Here is a 17626-nt window from a genome sequence, read left to right as displayed (position 1 = left end):
CCGGAACCGGGGCTTGACCTAGCTGCCAGAATCGTATTAAGCTGGCAGGGTTGCCCCGAAGCGGGCGAAGACAAGTGAGCGTGTTGTTTGAGAACTCAATAGTGTGTTTGGTGTATTTGTTTGTTGTTGTTTTTTTGGCTACGCCGTTCACGCCCCGTGTGAAGGCGTAGTCGCATATTCAGATGCCAGTTTTTGGCGTCTTGTCAGGTATCTCTGATTGTAAATTCGCCTCGTTATCGAGGGGTTTTTGTTTGGAGAGTTTGATCCTGGCTCAGGACGAACGCTGGCGGCGTGCTTAACACATGCAAGTCGAACGGAAAGGCCCTTCGGGGTACTCGAGTGGCGAACGGGTGAGTAACACGTGGGCAATCTGCCCTGCACACCGGGATAAGCCTGGGAAACTGGGTCTAATACCGGATAGGACCACTTGGCGCATGCCTTGTGGTGGAAAGCTTTTGCGGTGTGGGATGGGCCCGCGGCCTATCAGCTTGTTGGTGGGGTGACGGCCTACCAAGGCGACGACGGGTAGCCGGCCTGAGAGGGTGTCCGGCCACACTGGGACTGAGATACGGCCCAGACTCCTACGGGAGGCAGCAGTGGGGAATATTGCACAATGGGCGCAAGCCTGATGCAGCGACGCCGCGTGGGGGATGACGGCCTTCGGGTTGTAAACCTCTTTCACCATCGACGAAGGTCCGGGTTTTCTCGGATTGACGGTAGGTGGAGAAGAAGCACCGGCCAACTACGTGCCAGCAGCCGCGGTAATACGTAGGGTGCGAGCGTTGTCCGGAATTACTGGGCGTAAAGAGCTCGTAGGTGGTTTGTCGCGTTGTTCGTGAAATCTCACGGCTTAACTGTGAGCGTGCGGGCGATACGGGCAGACTAGAGTACTGCAGGGGAGACTGGAATTCCTGGTGTAGCGGTGGAATGCGCAGATATCAGGAGGAACACCGGTGGCGAAGGCGGGTCTCTGGGCAGTAACTGACGCTGAGGAGCGAAAGCGTGGGGAGCGAACAGGATTAGATACCCTGGTAGTCCACGCCGTAAACGGTGGGTACTAGGTGTGGGTTTCCTTCCTTGGGATCCGTGCCGTAGCTAACGCATTAAGTACCCCGCCTGGGGAGTACGGCCGCAAGGCTAAAACTCAAAGGAATTGACGGGGGCCCGCACAAGCGGCGGAGCATGTGGATTAATTCGATGCAACGCGAAGAACCTTACCTGGGTTTGACATGCACAGGACGCGTCTAGAGATAGGCGTTCCCTTGTGGCCTGTGTGCAGGTGGTGCATGGCTGTCGTCAGCTCGTGTCGTGAGATGTTGGGTTAAGTCCCGCAACGAGCGCAACCCTTGTCTCATGTTGCCAGCGGGTAATGCCGGGGACTCGTGAGAGACTGCCGGGGTCAACTCGGAGGAAGGTGGGGATGACGTCAAGTCATCATGCCCCTTATGTCCAGGGCTTCACACATGCTACAATGGCCGGTACAAAGGGCTGCGATGCCGCGAGGTTAAGCGAATCCTTTTAAAGCCGGTCTCAGTTCGGATCGGGGTCTGCAACTCGACCCCGTGAAGTCGGAGTCGCTAGTAATCGCAGATCAGCAACGCTGCGGTGAATACGTTCCCGGGCCTTGTACACACCGCCCGTCACGTCATGAAAGTCGGTAACACCCGAAGCCAGTGGCCTAACCCTCGGGAGGGAGCTGTCGAAGGTGGGATCGGCGATTGGGACGAAGTCGTAACAAGGTAGCCGTACCGGAAGGTGCGGCTGGATCACCTCCTTTCTAAGGAGCACCACGAAAAGCACTCCAATTGGTGGGGTGCAAGCCGTGAGGGGTTCTCGTCTGTAGTGGACGAGGGCCGGGTGCGCAACTGTAAATGAATCACCAACACACTATTGGGCCCTGAGGCAACAACTCGGACTTGTCTGGGTCGTTGTCCCACCATCTTGGTGGTGGGGTGTGGTGTTTGAGAACTGGATAGTGGTTGCGAGCATCAACTGGATGCGCTGCCGTTCGTGGCGGCGTGTTCTTTTGTGCAATTTTATTCTTTGGTTTTTGTAGTGTTTGTAAGTGTCTAAGGGCGCATGGTGGATGCCTTGGCATCGAGAGCCGATGAAGGACGTGGGAGGCTGCGATAAGCCTCGGGGAGCTGTCAACCGAGCGTGGATCCGAGGATTTCCGAATGGGGAAACCCAGCACGAGTGATGTCGTGTTACCCGTACCTGAATATATAGGGTGCGGGAGGGAACGCGGGGAAGTGAAACATCTCAGTACCCGTAGGAGAAGAAAACAAAAGTGATTCCGTCAGTAGTGGCGAGCGAACGCGGAACATGGCTAAACCGCACGCATGGGTAACCGGGTAGGGGTTGTGCGTGCGGGGTTGTGGGATCGATACATCTCAGCTCTACCCGGCTGAGGGGCAGTCAGAAAGTGTCGTGGTTAACGGAAGTGGCCTGGGATGGTCTGCCGTAGACGGTGAGAGCCCGGTACGTGAAAACCCGGCACCTGCCTTGTATCAATTCCCGAGTAGCAGCGGGCCCGTGGAATCTGCTGTGAATCTGCCGGGACCACCCGGTAAGCCTAAATACTTCTCGATGACCGATAGCGGAATAGTACCGTGAGGGAATGGTGAAAAGTACCCCGGGAGGGGAGTGAAAGAGTACCTGAAACCGTGTGCCTACAATCCGTCAGAGCCCCTTCGTGGGGTGATGGCGTGCCTTTTGAAGAATGAGCCTGCGAGTCAGGGACATGTCGCGAGGTTAACCCGAGCGGGGTAGCCGCAGCGAAAGCGAGTCTGAATAGGGCGTATCACGCGCGAGCGTGTGTAGTGGCGTGTTCTGGACCCGAAGCGGAGTGATCTACCCATGGCCAGGGTGAAGCGCGGGTAAGACCGCGTGGAGGCCCGAACCCACTTAGGTTGAAGACTGAGGGGATGAGCTGTGGGTAGGGGTGAAAGGCCAATCAAACTCCGTGATAGCTGGTTCTCCCCGAAATGCATTTAGGTGCAGCGTTGCGTGTTTCACCACGGAGGTAGAGCTACTGGATGGCCGATGGGCCCCACTAGGTTACTGACGTCAGCCAAACTCCGAATGCCGTGGTGTATAGCGTGGCAGTGAGACGGCGGGGGATAAGCTCCGTACGTCGAAAGGGAAACAGCCCAGATCGCCGGCTAAGGCCCCAAAGCGTGTGCTAAGTGGGAAAGGATGTGCAGTCGCAGAGACAACCAGGAGGTTGGCTTAGAAGCAGCCACCCTTGAAAGAGTGCGTAATAGCTCACTGGTCAAGTGATTGTGCGCCGATAATGTAGCGGGGCTCAAGCACACCGCCGAAGCCGCGACAACCGCAAGGTTGGGTAGGGGAGCGTCCCTCATTCAGCGAAGCCGCCGGGTGACCGGTGGTGGAGGGTGGGGGAGTGAGAATGCAGGCATGAGTAGCGATAAGGCAAGTGAGAACCTTGCCCGCCGAAAGACCAAGGGTTCCTGGGCCAGGCCAGTCCGCCCAGGGTGAGTCGGGACCTAAGGCGAGGCCGACAGGCGTAGTCGATGGACAACGGGTTGATATTCCCGTACCCGTGTGTGGGCGCCCGTGATGAATCAGCGGTACTAACCACCCAAAACCGGATCGATCACTCTCCTTCGGGGGCGTGGAGGTCTGGGGCTGCGTGGAGCCTTCGTTGGTAGTAGTCAAGCGATGGGGTGACGCAGGAAGGCAGCCGTACCAGTCAGTGGTAATACTGGGGCAAGCCCGTAGGGAGAGCGATAGGCAAATCCGTCGCTCACTAATCCTGAGAGGTGACGCATAGCCGATTGAGGCGAATTCGGTGATCCTCTGCTGCCAAGAAAAGCCTCTAGCGAGCACACACACGGCCCGTACCCCAAACCGACACAGGTGGTCAGGTAGAGAATACCAAGGCGTACGAGATAACTATGGTTAAGGAACTCGGCAAAATGCCCCCGTAACTTCGGGAGAAGGGGGACCGGAATACCGTGAACACCGTTGCGGTGGGAGCGGGATTCGGTCGCAGAAACCAGTGAGAAGCGACTGTTTACTAAAAACACAGGTCCGTGCGAAGTCGCAAGACGATGTATACGGACTGACGCCTGCCCGGTGCTGGAAGGTTAAGAGGACCCGTTAACCCGCAAGGGTGAAGCGGAGAATTTAAGCCCCAGTAAACGGCGGTGGTAACTATAACCATCCTAAGGTAGCGAAATTCCTTGTCGGGTAAGTTCCGACCTGCACGAATGGCGTAACGACTTCTCAACTGTCTCAACCATAGACTCGGCGAAATTGCACTACGAGTAAAGATGCTCGTTACGCGCGGCAGGACGAAAAGACCCCGGGACCTTCACTACAACTTGGTATTGGTGTTCGGTACGGTTTGTGTAGGATAGGTGGGAGACTGTGAAACCTCAACGCCAGTTGGGGTGGAGTCGTTGTTGAAATACCACTCTGATCGTATTGGACACCTAACGTCGAACCCTGAATCGGGTTCACGGACAGTGCCTGGCGGGTAGTTTAACTGGGGCGGTTGCCTCCTAAAATGTAACGGAGGCGCCCAAAGGTTCCCTCAACCTGGACGGCAATCAGGTGGCGAGTGTAAGTGCACAAGGGAGCTTGACTGCGAGACCTACAAGTCAAGCAGGGACGAAAGTCGGGACTAGTGATCCGGCACCTCTGAGTGGAAGGGGTGTCGCTCAACGGATAAAAGGTACCCCGGGGATAACAGGCTGATCTTCCCCAAGAGTCCATATCGACGGGATGGTTTGGCACCTCGATGTCGGCTCGTCGCATCCTGGGGCTGGAGCAGGTCCCAAGGGTTGGGCTGTTCGCCCATTAAAGCGGCACGCGAGCTGGGTTTAGAACGTCGTGAGACAGTTCGGTCTCTATCCGCCGCGCGCGTCAGAAGCTTGAGGAAACCTGTCCCTAGTACGAGAGGACCGGGACGGACGAACCTCTAGTGCACCAGTTGTCCCACCAGGGGCACCGCTGGATAGCTACGTTCGGACAGGATAACCGCTGAAAGCATCTAAGCGGGAAACCTTCTCCAAGATCAGGCTTCTCACCCACTTGGTGGGATAAGGCCCCCCGCAGAACACGGGTTCGATAGGTCAGACCTGGAAGCTCAGCAATGAGTGAAGGGAACTGGCACTAACCGGCCGAAAACTTACCAACACACAAAAATCGCAACCACTTTCCACTCTCACGGCGTAAGCCGTGGGTCCACACCCCCCACCAATACAAATTTACATAGAGTTACGGCGGCCACAGCGACAGGGAAACGCCCGGTCCCATCCCGAACCCGGAAGCTAAGCCTGTCAGCGCCGATGATACTGCCCTTCTCGGGTGGAAAAGTAGGACACCGCCGAACATACAAAAACACCCCCGGTATCGGGGGTGTTTTTGTATTTACAGGATTCGTGTCAGTCGAACAAACTCAAATTGACCGACACGCGCTGCTTCTCCAATTCGAGCAATATGGCTCTTCACAATGTGGGGTGTAGTTGGGGTCTGAATCCGCCGGTCTCCGGGAGTGCTCTTGCGATGTAGTTGGTCAGGTTGCGGAATCCGAGGGCGGAGCCGCGTAGGTGTTCGAGGCGCCCGTTGATCGCTTCGGTCGGCCCGTTGGCGGTGCCGGGTCGGATCGAAGTTGGCCAGCACGTCGGCGGCGCGTTTTTTTAACGTGCGTCTCAGGGGTGATGACTTCGGCGAGCACGGCGGGGACGCCGTGGCTGATCGACTCGATAAGCGTGCTCATCAGGGTGCGGCCGGTCCGGCGGTCGGGGTGGCGGTAGGCGGTGATCATGCGCTGGTAGATGCCCCAGGTCGCCTCGACCTCGACGTGGGCGTCGGCGGCGAACAACGTCGTCAGCCGGTCTTTCTGCTTGTCGGTGAGCAGCTCAGCGCCGGTGTGCAGGGTCCGCCGCGCGGCATAGAGCGGATCGGCTTTGCGGCCGCGGTGGCCACAGGTGTCGAGTTGGACGCGGCGGCGGCATCCATCCAGCGCCTCGCCGGCCAGCCGGACAACGTGGAAGGGATCCATCACCGCGACCGCGTCGGGCAGTTCCTCGCTGGCGGCGGTCTTAAACCCGGTGAACCCGTCCATTGCCACCACCTCAACTTCGTTGCGCCAGGACTCTTCTCGTTCGACCAGCCAGGCCTTGAAGGCCTGTTTCGAGCGGCCCTCGACCATGTCCAGCAGCCGCGCCGGGCCGGTGCCCTCGCGGATGGCGGTCAGGTCGATAATCACGGTCACGTACTGTCCCCGCGCCGCGTGTGGCGCACACGTGTTCGTCGACCCCGATCACCTTGACCCCGTCGAACCTGTCCGGGTCGTCGATCAACACACGCTTGCCTTCGGCCAACACGGCGTCGTTGGCGGTATTCCACGAAACCCCGAGTCCCTCGGCGATACGGGAAACGGTGAGGTGTTGGCACACAACGGCTTCCAACGCCCACCGCAAGCCATGACGCGACAGCTTCGCCCGCGGCTCGGCCGCCGCGCTGGCGTCTTGGCGCCACACGTGCCCGCAGCCTGTGCACCGGTACCGGCGCACCGTGACCAGCAGGGTCGTCGGCCGCCAGCCCCACGGCTCGTGGGACAACCGACGGGTCACCGTATCGCGTGGCGTGCCCTGGCAGCCGCAGCGACGACACCAATCGTCGGGTTCGACGACCAGGCAGGCCAGCACCGCACGCTCGGGCTCGACACGCTGCCCGACTACCTCCAGGCCGAGATCATCCAACCGGCAAAAACAACCGACGGGTCACCGTATCGCGTGGCGTGCCCTGGCAGCCGCAGCGACGACACCAATCGTCGGGTTCGACGACCAGGCAGGCCAGCACCGCACGCTCGGGCTCGACACGCTGCCCGACTACCTCCAGGCCGAGATCATCCAACCGGCAAAACGCAGTCAAATCAGGGGTAATGAAGATAGCGTCAGCCATGTCGAGGTCTTTCAGATGAGGTGTATAGGAACCTTCATCCTCGGAAGACCATTCCGGCAACGACGCGCCGACCAGCCCTACACCCTCATCTGCGAAGAGCCCACGCGCTGCTTCTCCAATTCGAGCAATATTTGCTTTCGGTCAAGCCCGCCACCGTACCCGGTGAGCTTTCCACTGGCCCCAATGACCCGATGGCACGGGACAATGATGGCGATGGGATTCCGCCCGTTGGCCAAGCCGACGGCACGCGCCGCGCCCGGGGCACCGATCTGTTCCGCGATTTCTCCATAGGATCGAGTTTCTCCGTAGGGAATTGTCAGCAAGGCTTTCCATACCCGCTGCTGGAATTCTGTGCCGGGCAGGTCCAGGTCGACATCGAAATCGCGGAGGTCACCGGCGAAATAGGCGTCAAGCTGTTCGACCGCGGCGGGAAAGGCACATTGATTCGGTGACCAACCGGATCGGTTCGGCTCATGGGTTTGATCGGCCATCCGCAGGTTGGCCAACACGGCGCCGCGCCCAGCTAGCGTCAACGGTCCGATCGGGCTGTCGATTGTGCGGTAATGAATCATGCGACTTCCTTCGGCGGCTCTTGGGGCCAATGGTTTACCGGGTGCTCGAGCGTGGTCCACAAATGCTGTGTGGCATATGACCGCCAGGGCCGCCACCGGGCACTTCGCTCGGTAAGTGCGCGTCGTTGCTCGGGCAGGCCCAGTTGTCTGGCGGCCAAGCGGACACCGAGGTCACCGACGGGAAATGCGTCCGGGTCGCCCAAGCCGCGCATCGCGATGACCTCGGCCGTCCAAGGACCCACCCCGGGCAAGGCCAGCAACTGACTACGTGCTTCAGTCCAGTCGCAACCGGGGTCGAGGCTGATCCTCCCGTCAGCTAGGCCACTGACGAGCGCGCTGAGCGTGAGCCGGCGCGCTCTGGGTACAGCCAGATCGACCGGGTCGATCTGCGACAGCTGCTCCACTGACGGAAAGGTATGGGTCAGGCCGCCGTTGACATCGTGCGCCGGTTGCCCGTAGGCCGAGACGAGCCGACTAGCGTGGGTTCGCGCGGCCTTGGTCGAAACCTGTTGAGCCAGTACCGCCCGTATTGCGAGTTCAGCCTCGTCGACGGTGCGCGGAATTCGTTGTCCGGGCGCCTTAGTGACCACTGGGGCCAAGTCCGGGTCGCCGCTGAGTGCGCCGATCACGGCTTCGGGATCGGCATCAAGGTCCAGCAGCCGGCGGCACCGCGCCGTGGCGGCCGCGAGATCGCGGAAGTCGTCGAGTGCCAGTAAGCAGCGAACATGATCGGGGGCCGGTGTGAGGGTGACCACAGCGGTGCCGGACGAAAGCCGCAGCGTGCGTCGGTACGCGCCATTGCGCACCTCCTCGCAACCGGGCACCGCGCCGGCGGCCAGATGACCGAAGACACCCTCATAGGCGAAGGGGGTGCGAACCGCGAGCCGCAGGGATATCGTCCCCGCCCCGCCGGCCCCGGGTTCGCGGCGGGAAGCGGCGCGCTTGCGCAACGCCGTCGGCGTGCTATCGCAGACTAAGCGCACGGTGTCGTTGAACTGTCGGATGCTGGAAAACCCGGCGGCAAACGCCACATCGCCGAACGGTAGATCGGTGGTCTCGATCAGCACCCGCGCTGTCTGCATTCGTTGTGCGCGGGCCAGTGCCAGCGCGCCGGCACCCACCTCCGCGCGCAGCAGTCGCTGCAGCTGACGAGTGGTGTAACCCAGACGGGCAGCCAGCCCGGTGACGCCTTCGCGATCCACCGTCCCGTCGGCAATGAGCCGCATGGCCCGCGCCACCACATCGCCGCGGACGTTCCACTCCGGAGAACCCGGAGACGCGTCGGGACGGCATCGTTTACAGGCACGGAAGCCCTGCTGTTGGGCCGCCGCCGCTGTCGGCAGGAACCGCACGTTGTGCGCGAACGGTGGCCGTACCGGACAACTCGGCCGGCAGTAGATCCGGGTCGTCAAGACCGCGATCACGAACCAGCCGTCGAACCGGGCGTCTTTGGCCTGGACCGCTCGGTAGCAGCGTTCGAAATCTTCGTGCACAGTTCGACAATTACACCTGATCACCGACATCGCTGGCGGGAAAGCGACATCGTAATAGGCGCCGTCGCGCACGGGCTGGGTGACCAGAGGTTACCTGCGCGGCTTGGCCGGTTCGATCGGCGATGCCAGTTGGGTGGGCTGCTTGTGCCCACGAAGCTTCACGTGCCTTCCCAAAGTCCAATGGGCACGCTCGCTTTCGCTCGCTGCCTCGACGGTCTGCGCCGAAGCCAGTAACTTGCCGGGGCGCGATTTCGCACGTTCGCACAGTCGGGCCGCCTCGTTTACCGGCTCGCCGATCACGGTGTATTCGAACCGCTCCTTGGAGCCGACATTGCCGGCCACCACCTGTCCCGACGCCACCCCGATGCCCGCCGGGCACTCCCAGATTTCCTCGGCCAACCGCTCGGCCAGGGTCCGTGCGCAGGCCAAAGCCTGGTCTTCGGGTCGGTCGAGATGGTTGGGGGCACCGAAGATGGCCAGCGAGGCGTCGCCCTCGAACTTGTTGACCAGCCCGCAATGGCGATCGACCTCTTCGACCACGATCGCGAAGAAGCGGTTGAGCAACTGCACGACCTCGGCCGGGGGTTGGGTGGTCACCAACTTGGTCGAGCCGACGATGTCGAGGAACACCACGGCGACGTGGCGTTCCTCCCCGCCCAGTTTCGGCCGCTCCCGCTCGGCGGCGAGGGCGACCTCGCGTCCGACATGGCGGCCGAACAGATCACGCACCCGCTCGCGCTCCCGCAGGCCGTCGACCATCGCGTTGAAACCACGCTGCAGCTCCCCGAGTTCGGTTCCGTCGAACACCACCAGGTCGCCTCGGAGATCCCCTCGCTCCACGCGCTGGAGTGCCGCTCGGACCACGCGTACCGGTGTCGCTGTGAGCCAGGCCAAGATCCACATCAGGAGAAACCCGAAGACCAATGTTGCCATCGACACGATGAGCACACCGACCGCGAACTGGGTCGCCGTGAGATTCCGCATCGCGATCTGGAAGATCGCAATCAGGGCAATACCGACGATGGGAACACCCGACCCGAGGAACCACACCATCATCGTCCGCCCCATGATCCCCGATGCCAGTCGCCGGGGCGGCGGTCCCGCCTCAAGCGCCTGTGCTGCTACCGGACGCAATGCGAACTCGGTGATCAGGTAGCTCCCGGTGGCCACCAGGAGTCCGCAAATGGTCACCGCGAAGAGGAAGCGGGGGATGAACATGGTGTTGGCCATGCCGTAGAGCGTCGTCAGCAGCGCTGCGCCGACTCCCCAGAGGATCAGATCGACAATGGCGACCCGCCAGGGAGTCAGGAAGGTGTTGCGCTCGTCGTCGTGGGTTGGCGGGCGTTCCTCGATTGCCCAGCGCAGCGCGATCACCGTTCGTCGCGTGATCCAATACGCTCCGAGAGCCAAGGCGACCACGATGTAGGCCGGTACAACGGCGAACGACACCCACAACGGCGCGTCGGAAAAGACGCTCGGCTCGGGAATCGCGACGGTAACCAACAGGATGGAGACCGCTATCCCGATCAGGTTTGCCGCCACCACCATCACCGTCAAGATGACCTGGATGCGTATCCGCCGGCCCCGTTGGTCCTCCGATACCCGTCCGAGCAGCCAGGAGCCGTAGGCGGGGGTCTCTGATAGCCGGCCGCTTTGACGGGTCACCGTCTCAAGTACCCGGCCCAAACGTTGCGCCATACTTTCCTCGGCCACCATTGTGGCGTCAGTCTAGTCTGGAACCTTCGCGTGGTTGACGTGCTGGCCCGAGTGGGTTCGGGTTGCGCCTTGCGTCTGTGGTGGCGGCCCGTGGCGTCGATGCATTTTGTCGCACCGTCGGCGTTGATGGAAATGGCTGCAGCCGTTGGCATTCCAGTTGTCAGCCATCTCGAAGCCACAAATCGGCGGTTGTCTTACTCGTTGGCGCCGCACGTTAGCCGTTGCCGGTCACGGTTGCGCCGGCGCTGGACGCATTCTCTGGATGGGCGTTATCACCGGTCTGCGTCGGTGATGCCAGCCGGGTGGGCTGGCCGAGCCCGCGAAGTGTCACGACCTCGCCCAGATGCCAAAGGGCACTTTCGCGTTCGGTTGCGCCCCGAAGTGTTTCGGCGGTGGCCAACAATTGACCCGGATGTGATTTGGCCAGTTCGCAAAGTCGGGCCGCTTCGTTGACCGGCGCACCGATCACGGTGTATTCGAACCGCTCGTTGGCGCCGACATTACCGGCGACCACCTGCCCCGATGCCACACCAATGCCCGCCGGACACTCGGGCACTTCATCGGCCAGTCGTTCGGCAATCGCGCGTGCGGCGGCCAGAGCCTGATCTTCAGGTTGCTCAAGGTGATTAGGGGCGCCGAAGATGGCCAGCGACGCGTCACCCTGGAACTTGTTGACCAGCCCGTGATGTCGGTCAACCTCCTCGATGACCACTGCGAAAAACCGGTTGAGCAACTGCACGACGTCGGCCGGAGGCTGGGTGCTCACCAACGTTGTGGAGCCGACGATATCGATGAAGACGACGGCGACATGGCGTTCTTCGCCACCCAATTGCGGCGGCTGGCGTTCGGCAGCAAGGGCGACTTCGCGACCGACGTGCCGGCCGAAAAGGTCTCGCACCCGCTCGCGTTCCCGCAGGCCGTGGACCATCGAGTTGAATCCGCGTTGCAGCTCACCGAGTTCGCTGCCGTCGAACACCACCAGATCGCCGGCCAAGTTGCCCTGCTCGACACGCCTGAGCGCCGCGCGCACGACGCCCACCGGCGTTGCCGTCATCCAGGCAAGCATCCACATCAGGACGAACCCGAAGACCAAAACGGGCACCCACAAGATCAGCACCGAGACTATGTATTGGTCGTTCTCGAGATCCGAAAACGAATTCTCGAATAACGCGGTGACGGCGATACCGGTGTTGGGCAGCCCCGAACACAGCAGCCATACCACCATGGTCCGGCCCATGATGCCTGGCACCAGGGATCGGGGTGTCGGTCCTACTTCAAGCGCCCGGGCGGCCACGGGGCGCAGCGCGAATTCAGATATCAAATAACAGCTGGTGGCCACAAGAACGCCGACAACGCTCATCGAAAACAAGAACCGTGGGACAAACAGCGGGTTGGCCAAACCGTAGAGAGTGCTCCACAACGCCATCCCGAATCCCCACACGAAAAGAACGGCCAACGCCACGCGCGCCGGGATCCGGAATGCATCGCGCGCTTCAGCCGGGGTGGGGGTGCGCGCTTCGATCGCCCATCGCAATGCTCGAGTCGTTTGCCGGGTAAGCCACAATGCGCCCAGTACCACAGCGAGCAAGTTGTAAGCGGGCACGAGCCCGAAGGACAGCCAATGCGGCGCGTCGAAGATCACGCTTGGTTTCGGGAAGGCAATCGTGAGTAGCAGAGTGGCGATAATAATCCCGACCAACTGCGCGACCAGAATGGCGACGGTCATCATCATCTGGATACGTATCCGCCGGTGTTCCAAGCTTTCCGATGCCCCGCCGAGCAGCCGCGATCCGTAAGCAGGGGTTTCCGACGACCAGCTGTACTGGCGGGTCACTTTTTCAATCACCCGGTCCAAGCGCTGCGCCACGGTCTTCTGGGACGACATTGTGGCATCAGCCTAAATTGTCAGACCGGCTCTAACCGCATTTTTTCGCGGAAGTGTATCTGTATCGGGTATTGATAGGCGCAGGATCCCGTTCCGCATTGAGGATCGCGTTTGTCTTATGGCTCGGCACCGTTTTCGCGCCGTCTCTGTCGATACCCGGTCCGACCTGTCGAGGTAGGCGATCAGGGAAGAGCCGCGGCCCCGACGCGTCCGACCAACCGATACCGGCCAGCCAAGCGCATCGCATCTCGAAAACAGCATCCACACAGGCCAATCCGTGACTCGACGGCAGCCATACCTACCGGCGCGCAAGGCCGAGGCTAGGGTGAATCGGGTGCGGCTAGTCATCGCTCAATGCACGGTCGACTACATCGGCCGGCTGACCGCGCATCTGCCGTCGGCGCGCAGGTTGTTGTTGTTCAAGGCTGACGGGTCGGTCAGCGTGCACGCAGACGATCGCGCCTACAAGCCGCTGAACTGGATGAGTCCCCCCTGCTGGCTGACCGAGGAGTCCGGCCCAGAATCACCGGTGTGGGTGGTCACCAACAAGTCCGGCGAACAGTTGCGCATCACCGTCGAAGAGATCGAACACGACTCGAGTCATGAGTTGGGTGTCGACCCCGGGCTGGTGAAGGACGGCGTCGAGGCCCACTTGCAGGCCTTGCTCGCCGAGCACGTCCAACTCCTGGGTGAGGGCTACACGCTGATCCGTCGCGAGTACATGACCGCGATCGGGCCGGTCGATCTGCTGTGCCGCGACGAACGCGGGGGCTGCGTAGCAGTGGAGATCAAGCGGCGCGGCGAAATCGACGGGGTGGAGCAGCTAACCCGATATCTCGAGTTGCTCAATCGCGACAGCGTTCTCGCGCCGGTCAAGGGTGTGTTCGCCGCTCAACAGATCAAGCCGCAGGCCCGCACCTTGGCTACCGACCGCGGCATCCGTTGCCTCACACTGGATTACGACAAGATGCGCGGTATGGACAATGATGAGTACCGGCTGTTCTGAAGGTCGCGGCTAAACTTGTCAGGTGGCTGGGCGCCGTAAACCGCCAAGCCGGCAGCGGCCGGTCGCGCCATCGCCGATGCCGCGCCGGGTCGAGACCGGGCCGGATGGCTACGAGTACGAAGTCCGAGCGATTGCGGCAGTGCGAGCCGTCAAGACCTATCGATGTCCCGGGTGTGATCACGAAATCCGAACCGGGACTTCACATGTAGTGGTGTGGCTCGCCGATCGACCGGAAGCTGTCGAGGAGCGGCGGCACTGGCATACTCCGTGTTGGGCCAGCCGGGGGACTCGTGGCCCAACCCGAAAGTGGTCTTAGCTTAGTGGTGTGTCTCAGTTTTGGCTAACTACTTGTTCGAGTTTAGTGCGTGCTCGCTGGACTTTGGCCAGGATGGATTCGGCGGTGGCCGTCCACACGTAGGGGGTGGGATCGGCGTTGTGGGCGTTGAGGTATTCCTCGATGCTGGCGATCAGATCGGGCACGCTGGCGAATACCCCGCGACGCAGATTCTTGTCGGTCAGATCCCGAAACCAGCGCTCGACCTGGTTGAGCCACGACGATGAGGTCGGCGTGAAGTGCAGGTGAAAACGCTTGTGCCGGTTGAGCCACCGGTCGACCTCGGCGTGCTTGTGGGTGCTGTAGTTATCCAGGATCAGAGGGACCTGCAGGCCCTGGGGCACCTCGTGGTCGATCGTGTTGAGAAACTTCAGGAACTCGGTATGACGGTGATGAGGCAGGCATTGACCGATCACCGTGCCGGTCAATACGTCAAGTGCCGCGAACAACGTGGTCGTCCCGTTGCGCTTGTAGTCATGGGTCATCGTTCCGGCTCGACCGGGGATCATTGGCACCGACGCCTGGGTACGGTCGAGAGCCTGAATCTGGCTCTTGTCATCCATGCACAACACGATCGCCTTGTCCGGCGGGTTGAGGTACAAACCGACGACATCGACAAGCTTGTCTCCTTTACCGGCTAATCCTGTTTGCTTCCAGGGCCCGACACGCCGTAGTGGGTGTGGTTCCCGGGCTGCTCGATGTGTGTGTGGGATACGTGTCTCATGACATCGCTGAGCGAGTTCCGTGTCGAGGCGCGTAACGACGGCTGGGTGCTGACTGGCCCGTCCTCGGTCGGCCTGCGGCTGGTCAATGACTATCTGGGCTATCTCGGTGACCGGCATTACGCGCCGGGCACTCGACGCTCCTACGCGTTCGACCTGCTCGCGTTGTGCCGGTGGCTGGAGGAGCAACATCTGCGGCTGGATGAGGTGGATACCGCTGTGCTGCTGCGGTTTCTCACCTCGTGCCATGGGTTGGCGGCGGCGACGGTGAACCGGCGGCTGGCCGCGATCAGCGGCCTGTTCACGTTCCGGGCGATGCGTGATCCTGCCTTGGTCAACCCGATGCCGAAAGGCCCGGCCGGCCGCCGGGTTTCCGCGTCCCAGCGCAGTGGGCTGCTGGGTCACCTGGCCAGCCCGCAGCCACGCTCGCCGTTGCGGGCAACGGCAGCCGCGGCGGTTGCCGCGCGGTCTGGAACACGCCGAGGTCAACGCGTTCTTGGCGAGTTTGCGGACCTGGCGGGACAAGGCGATCGCGGGGCTGATGTTGTTCTCCGGCCTGCGCAGCGCCGAGGTCCTCGCACTGGATGTCGCCGACGTGGACATCGGCGCCGGCTGGGCACGGGTGGCCGGCAAGGGCGGACGGGAACGACGGGCACCGGTCGATAGCGAGGTGGTCGGCTGGATCCAGGCTTACCTTCTCGCCGAACGGCCCGACACCAAGACCGGTGCGTTGTTCGTGGTCGCCAAGGGGCCGCACCGCGGGCAACGGCTGACCCCGGCCGGGCTGCGCACGATCTTCCGCTACCACCGGGACCGCGCCGACGTGCCCGCCGCGCACCCGCACGCGTTGCGGCACTCCTTCGGGACCGCATTGGCCGAGGCCGGTCTGGATCTTGCGGTCATCCAGGCGTTGCTCGGTCACGCCCACGTCGACTCCTCGGTCGGCTACATCCATTTGGCGCCGGTGCGGGTCCGCGCGGCCTACGACGCCGCCCGGACCAAGCAACGTGCCCGGGCCTGAACGGCGCGCAGCGCACGTGCCCGGCGCGGCCGAGCTGGTCGCCGACTACGAGGCGTGGCTGGCCGTGGACAAGCGCGGGTCGCTGTCCTACCGCAACGCGGCGTGGTCGTTCCTCGCGCGCTGGCTCGACCCGGCCGCATTCGCCGCGGAAACCCTCGACGTGCAGCAGAGTTTGGGCGTGGCGCAACGGCCGTTCGTCACCTACCTGATGGCCACCGGGCGGCTACGGCCCGGCTATGACTACCTGAGCCGCAAGATCGGCGGGCTGCTCACCCAGGCTGGCCGCGGCCCGCTGGCCGCCGAGATCACCGCGTTCACCACCGCGGCGACCGAGCTGGATTACAGTGCCCACACCGTGCGCTGCGCCACCGAACGCGTCATCGTCCGGCTGCTCACCCAGACCGGCCGGCCACTGGCTCAGCTGCGCGCCGCCGACCTCGACGAGCTGGCCGCGGCGCTGCACCGACGCACCCAGATCAACGGCAAACCCGCCGCCTGGAACGCCGACCGCGCCATGATCAGCACGGCGCACCGGGTGCTGTTCCACCTCGGCATCCTCGACACGCCTCCACCGGACCCGCGGTGCCGGCCAGGCCTGCGCGGGTGCTGCAGCGGCGTGGACGAACCTCTGCGCACCGTATTCATGGACTACTGCACGCAGGCCGCCTCAACGCGGGCACCGACCACGGTCAAAGCGATTGCGGGCCACCTGGCCGGCTTCGGCCGGTTTCTGTCCGCCTGCGACCCGCCGGTCACCGACCTCGCCGTGCTCGACCGCGCCACCATCGAGGCGTGGCTCGCGGCGCTGGCCGCCGCCCGACTGCGCGACGGCAGCCCCATGTCCATCGGCTACCGCCGCGGCCGGATCATCGCCGTACGGCAGTTCCTCACCGACATCACCGAGTGGGGCTGGCCCGCCGCACCGGCCCGCATCCTGATCTTCTCCCGGGACCTTCCGCGCTTGCAGCACCCGCTGACGCGCTATCTGCCTCCCGACGCCGACCGGGCGCTGCTGGCCGCGCTCACCGACCTGTCCGGGTCCGCGCCGGCCGGGTTGACGCGGCTGCACGCCGACGCGCTGCTGCTGACCCGCGCCACCGGGCTGCGCATCGGCGAACTGCGCGACCTGGAACTGGACTGCGTGCACCAGATCGACGGAAACGGCGCCTGGCTGAAAGTGCCGCTGGGCAAGCTCGCAACCGAACGGATGGTCCCGCTCGACGACGAGACCGTGACGATCCTCGACCGGATCGTCGCCCGCCGCACCCCCGGCCGGCCGCTGCCGCACCCCCGCACCGGCGCACCGGTCGACTTCCTGCTGGTGCATCAAGGCCGACGCATCTCCGCCTGCGCGCTGCGGGAAGAGCTTTCCCGCGCCTGCCAAGATCGCCGAAATCACCACGGCCACAACGCATTCCCTCAGACACACCTTCGCCACGGCCCTGGTGAACGCGGGCTGCTCGCTGCAGGCGCTGATGCAACTACTCGGGACGTCTCGGCGAACATGAGTCTTCGATACGGGCGGCTGTTCGACGCCACCGTGCGCGAAGAGTACGAACGCGCTTTGACCCAGACCAAAGCACACCTCGCCACGGCACCAGCCGCACCGCCCGCACCGCCCGGCTCGCCACCGGCATCCGGTCGGCCGCTACCGCTCGTGGCGATCACCGGCGGCGCCGACTGGAAGGACACTGCCACCATCAAATCACGCCTGGCCGGCGGGTCTGCCTACGCGCCCCAGCTCAGGGATCCTGTTCCTATGCCAACATCTGCGAGCACTGCCCGAACTTCCGCACCGACGCCGGCTACCTCGCCGTCCTCGGCGCCCAACACGCCGACGCGCTCACCCTGGCCGCGGACGCCGAAACACGCGGCTGGGGCGCCGAAGCCGAACGCCACCGCCGCCTCGCCGACCGCCTTGATGAGCTGATCAGCCAA

Annotated in this window: 10 protein-coding genes, 3 rRNA genes and 2 pseudogenes; 8 read left to right on the top strand and 7 right to left on the bottom strand. The window is 62.8% G+C overall.

What is annotated here, in order from left to right; all coding sequences use genetic code 11:
- Positions 1 to 248: 248 nt before the first annotated feature.
- From EET10_RS20125 to rrf, 3 genes are all read left to right on the top strand, one after another.
- A 16S ribosomal RNA gene (locus EET10_RS20125) occupies positions 249 to 1777 on the top strand.
- 282 nt (positions 1778 to 2059) lie between these two features.
- Positions 2060 to 5166, top strand: a 23S ribosomal RNA gene (locus EET10_RS20120).
- An 82-nt stretch (positions 5167 to 5248) separates the two neighbouring features.
- Positions 5249 to 5362 (top strand): 5S ribosomal RNA (rrf, locus tag EET10_RS20115).
- Together the 16S, 23S and 5S rRNA genes form the textbook arrangement of a ribosomal RNA operon.
- A gap of 115 nt (positions 5363 to 5477) precedes the next feature.
- Here rrf and EET10_RS20110 read toward each other — a convergent pair.
- The 6 genes and pseudogenes from EET10_RS20110 to EET10_RS20085 all read right to left on the bottom strand — a co-directional run bounded on the left by EET10_RS20110 (position 5478) and on the right by EET10_RS20085 (position 12605).
- Positions 5478 to 6737: pseudogene (locus EET10_RS20110) on the bottom strand (ISL3 family transposase).
- A complete protein-coding gene (locus EET10_RS20105; RefSeq protein WP_425461692.1) occupies positions 6730 to 6999 on the bottom strand; it encodes a hypothetical protein in 270 nt (89 codons plus the stop codon). Before EET10_RS20105 ends, EET10_RS20110 begins: the two are co-directional and overlap by 8 nt.
- Before the next feature lie 17 nt (positions 7000 to 7016).
- Positions 7017 to 7511 carry a methylated-DNA--[protein]-cysteine S-methyltransferase gene (locus EET10_RS20100; RefSeq protein WP_063466670.1) on the bottom strand — a complete coding sequence of 165 codons (495 nt, stop codon included), beginning with the start codon at positions 7509 to 7511 and terminating at the stop codon, positions 7017 to 7019.
- A complete protein-coding gene (locus tag EET10_RS20095; RefSeq protein ID WP_036400318.1) occupies positions 7508 to 9004 on the bottom strand; it encodes a DNA-3-methyladenine glycosylase 2 family protein in 1497 nt (498 codons plus the stop codon). The genes EET10_RS20100 and EET10_RS20095 overlap by 4 nt, the downstream gene beginning before the upstream one ends.
- 90 nt (positions 9005 to 9094) lie before the next feature.
- A complete protein-coding gene (locus EET10_RS20090; protein WP_036400316.1) occupies positions 9095 to 10720 on the bottom strand; it encodes an adenylate/guanylate cyclase domain-containing protein in 1626 nt (541 codons plus the stop codon).
- Between the two features lie 214 nt (positions 10721 to 10934).
- Positions 10935 to 12605 (bottom strand): adenylate/guanylate cyclase domain-containing protein, encoded by a 1671-nt coding sequence (locus EET10_RS20085; RefSeq protein WP_051490311.1) that lies wholly within the window; start codon positions 12603 to 12605, stop codon positions 10935 to 10937.
- A 334-nt stretch (positions 12606 to 12939) separates the two neighbouring features.
- On the opposite strand from EET10_RS20085, the gene nucS reads away from it, so the two are divergent.
- Complete coding sequence (nucS, locus tag EET10_RS20080; protein WP_036400732.1) at positions 12940 to 13611, top strand: endonuclease NucS; 672 nt, start codon at positions 12940 to 12942, stop codon at positions 13609 to 13611.
- A gap of 22 nt (positions 13612 to 13633) precedes the next feature.
- Complete coding sequence (locus EET10_RS20075) at positions 13634 to 13927, top strand: hypothetical protein (RefSeq protein ID WP_099187564.1); 294 nt, start codon at positions 13634 to 13636, stop codon at positions 13925 to 13927.
- 14 nt (positions 13928 to 13941) lie between these two features.
- On the opposite strand, the gene EET10_RS20070 is transcribed toward EET10_RS20075, so the two are convergent.
- Positions 13942 to 14787, bottom strand: a complete 846-nt coding sequence (locus EET10_RS20070; protein WP_246013663.1) for an IS630 family transposase — start codon at positions 14785 to 14787, stop codon at positions 13942 to 13944.
- Here EET10_RS20070 and EET10_RS31030 point away from each other — a divergent pair.
- The 3 genes and pseudogenes from EET10_RS31030 to EET10_RS30275 all read left to right on the top strand — a co-directional run.
- Positions 14668 to 14919, top strand: a pseudogene (locus EET10_RS31030) (site-specific integrase); the annotation flags it as partial. The gene EET10_RS20070 and the pseudogene EET10_RS31030 sit on opposite strands and share 120 nt — an antisense overlap.
- 205 nt (positions 14920 to 15124) lie before the next feature.
- Positions 15125 to 15688, top strand: a complete 564-nt coding sequence (locus EET10_RS31025; protein WP_246013662.1) for a tyrosine-type recombinase/integrase — start codon at positions 15125 to 15127, stop codon at positions 15686 to 15688.
- Positions 15675 to 17618, top strand: a complete 1944-nt coding sequence (locus EET10_RS30275; protein WP_218028477.1) for a tyrosine-type recombinase/integrase — start codon at positions 15675 to 15677, stop codon at positions 17616 to 17618. Before EET10_RS31025 ends, EET10_RS30275 begins: the two co-directional genes overlap by 14 nt.
- The last annotated feature ends 8 nt before the right edge of the window (positions 17619 to 17626 follow it).

It is taken from the genome of Mycobacterium pseudokansasii (genome assembly GCF_900566075.1).
Taxonomy (GTDB): Bacteria; Actinomycetota; Actinomycetes; order Mycobacteriales; family Mycobacteriaceae; genus Mycobacterium; species Mycobacterium pseudokansasii.
This window is presented reverse-complemented; position numbering and strand designations above follow the sequence as displayed.

Excerpts from the sequence above, each read along its gene's own strand:
- EET10_RS20070 (WP_246013663.1), bottom strand. The coding sequence starts at position 14,787 with ATGCCGGTCACCGAGATAGCCCAGATAGTCATTGACCAGCCGCAGGCC.
- EET10_RS20090 (WP_036400316.1), bottom strand. The coding sequence starts at position 10,720 with ATGGTGGCCGAGGAAAGTATGGCGCAACGTTTGGGCCGGGTACTTGAG.
- EET10_RS20100 (WP_063466670.1), bottom strand. The coding sequence starts at position 7,511 with ATGATTCATTACCGCACAATCGACAGCCCGATCGGACCGTTGACGCTA.
- EET10_RS20085 (WP_051490311.1), bottom strand. The coding sequence starts at position 12,605 with ATGTCGTCCCAGAAGACCGTGGCGCAGCGCTTGGACCGGGTGATTGAA.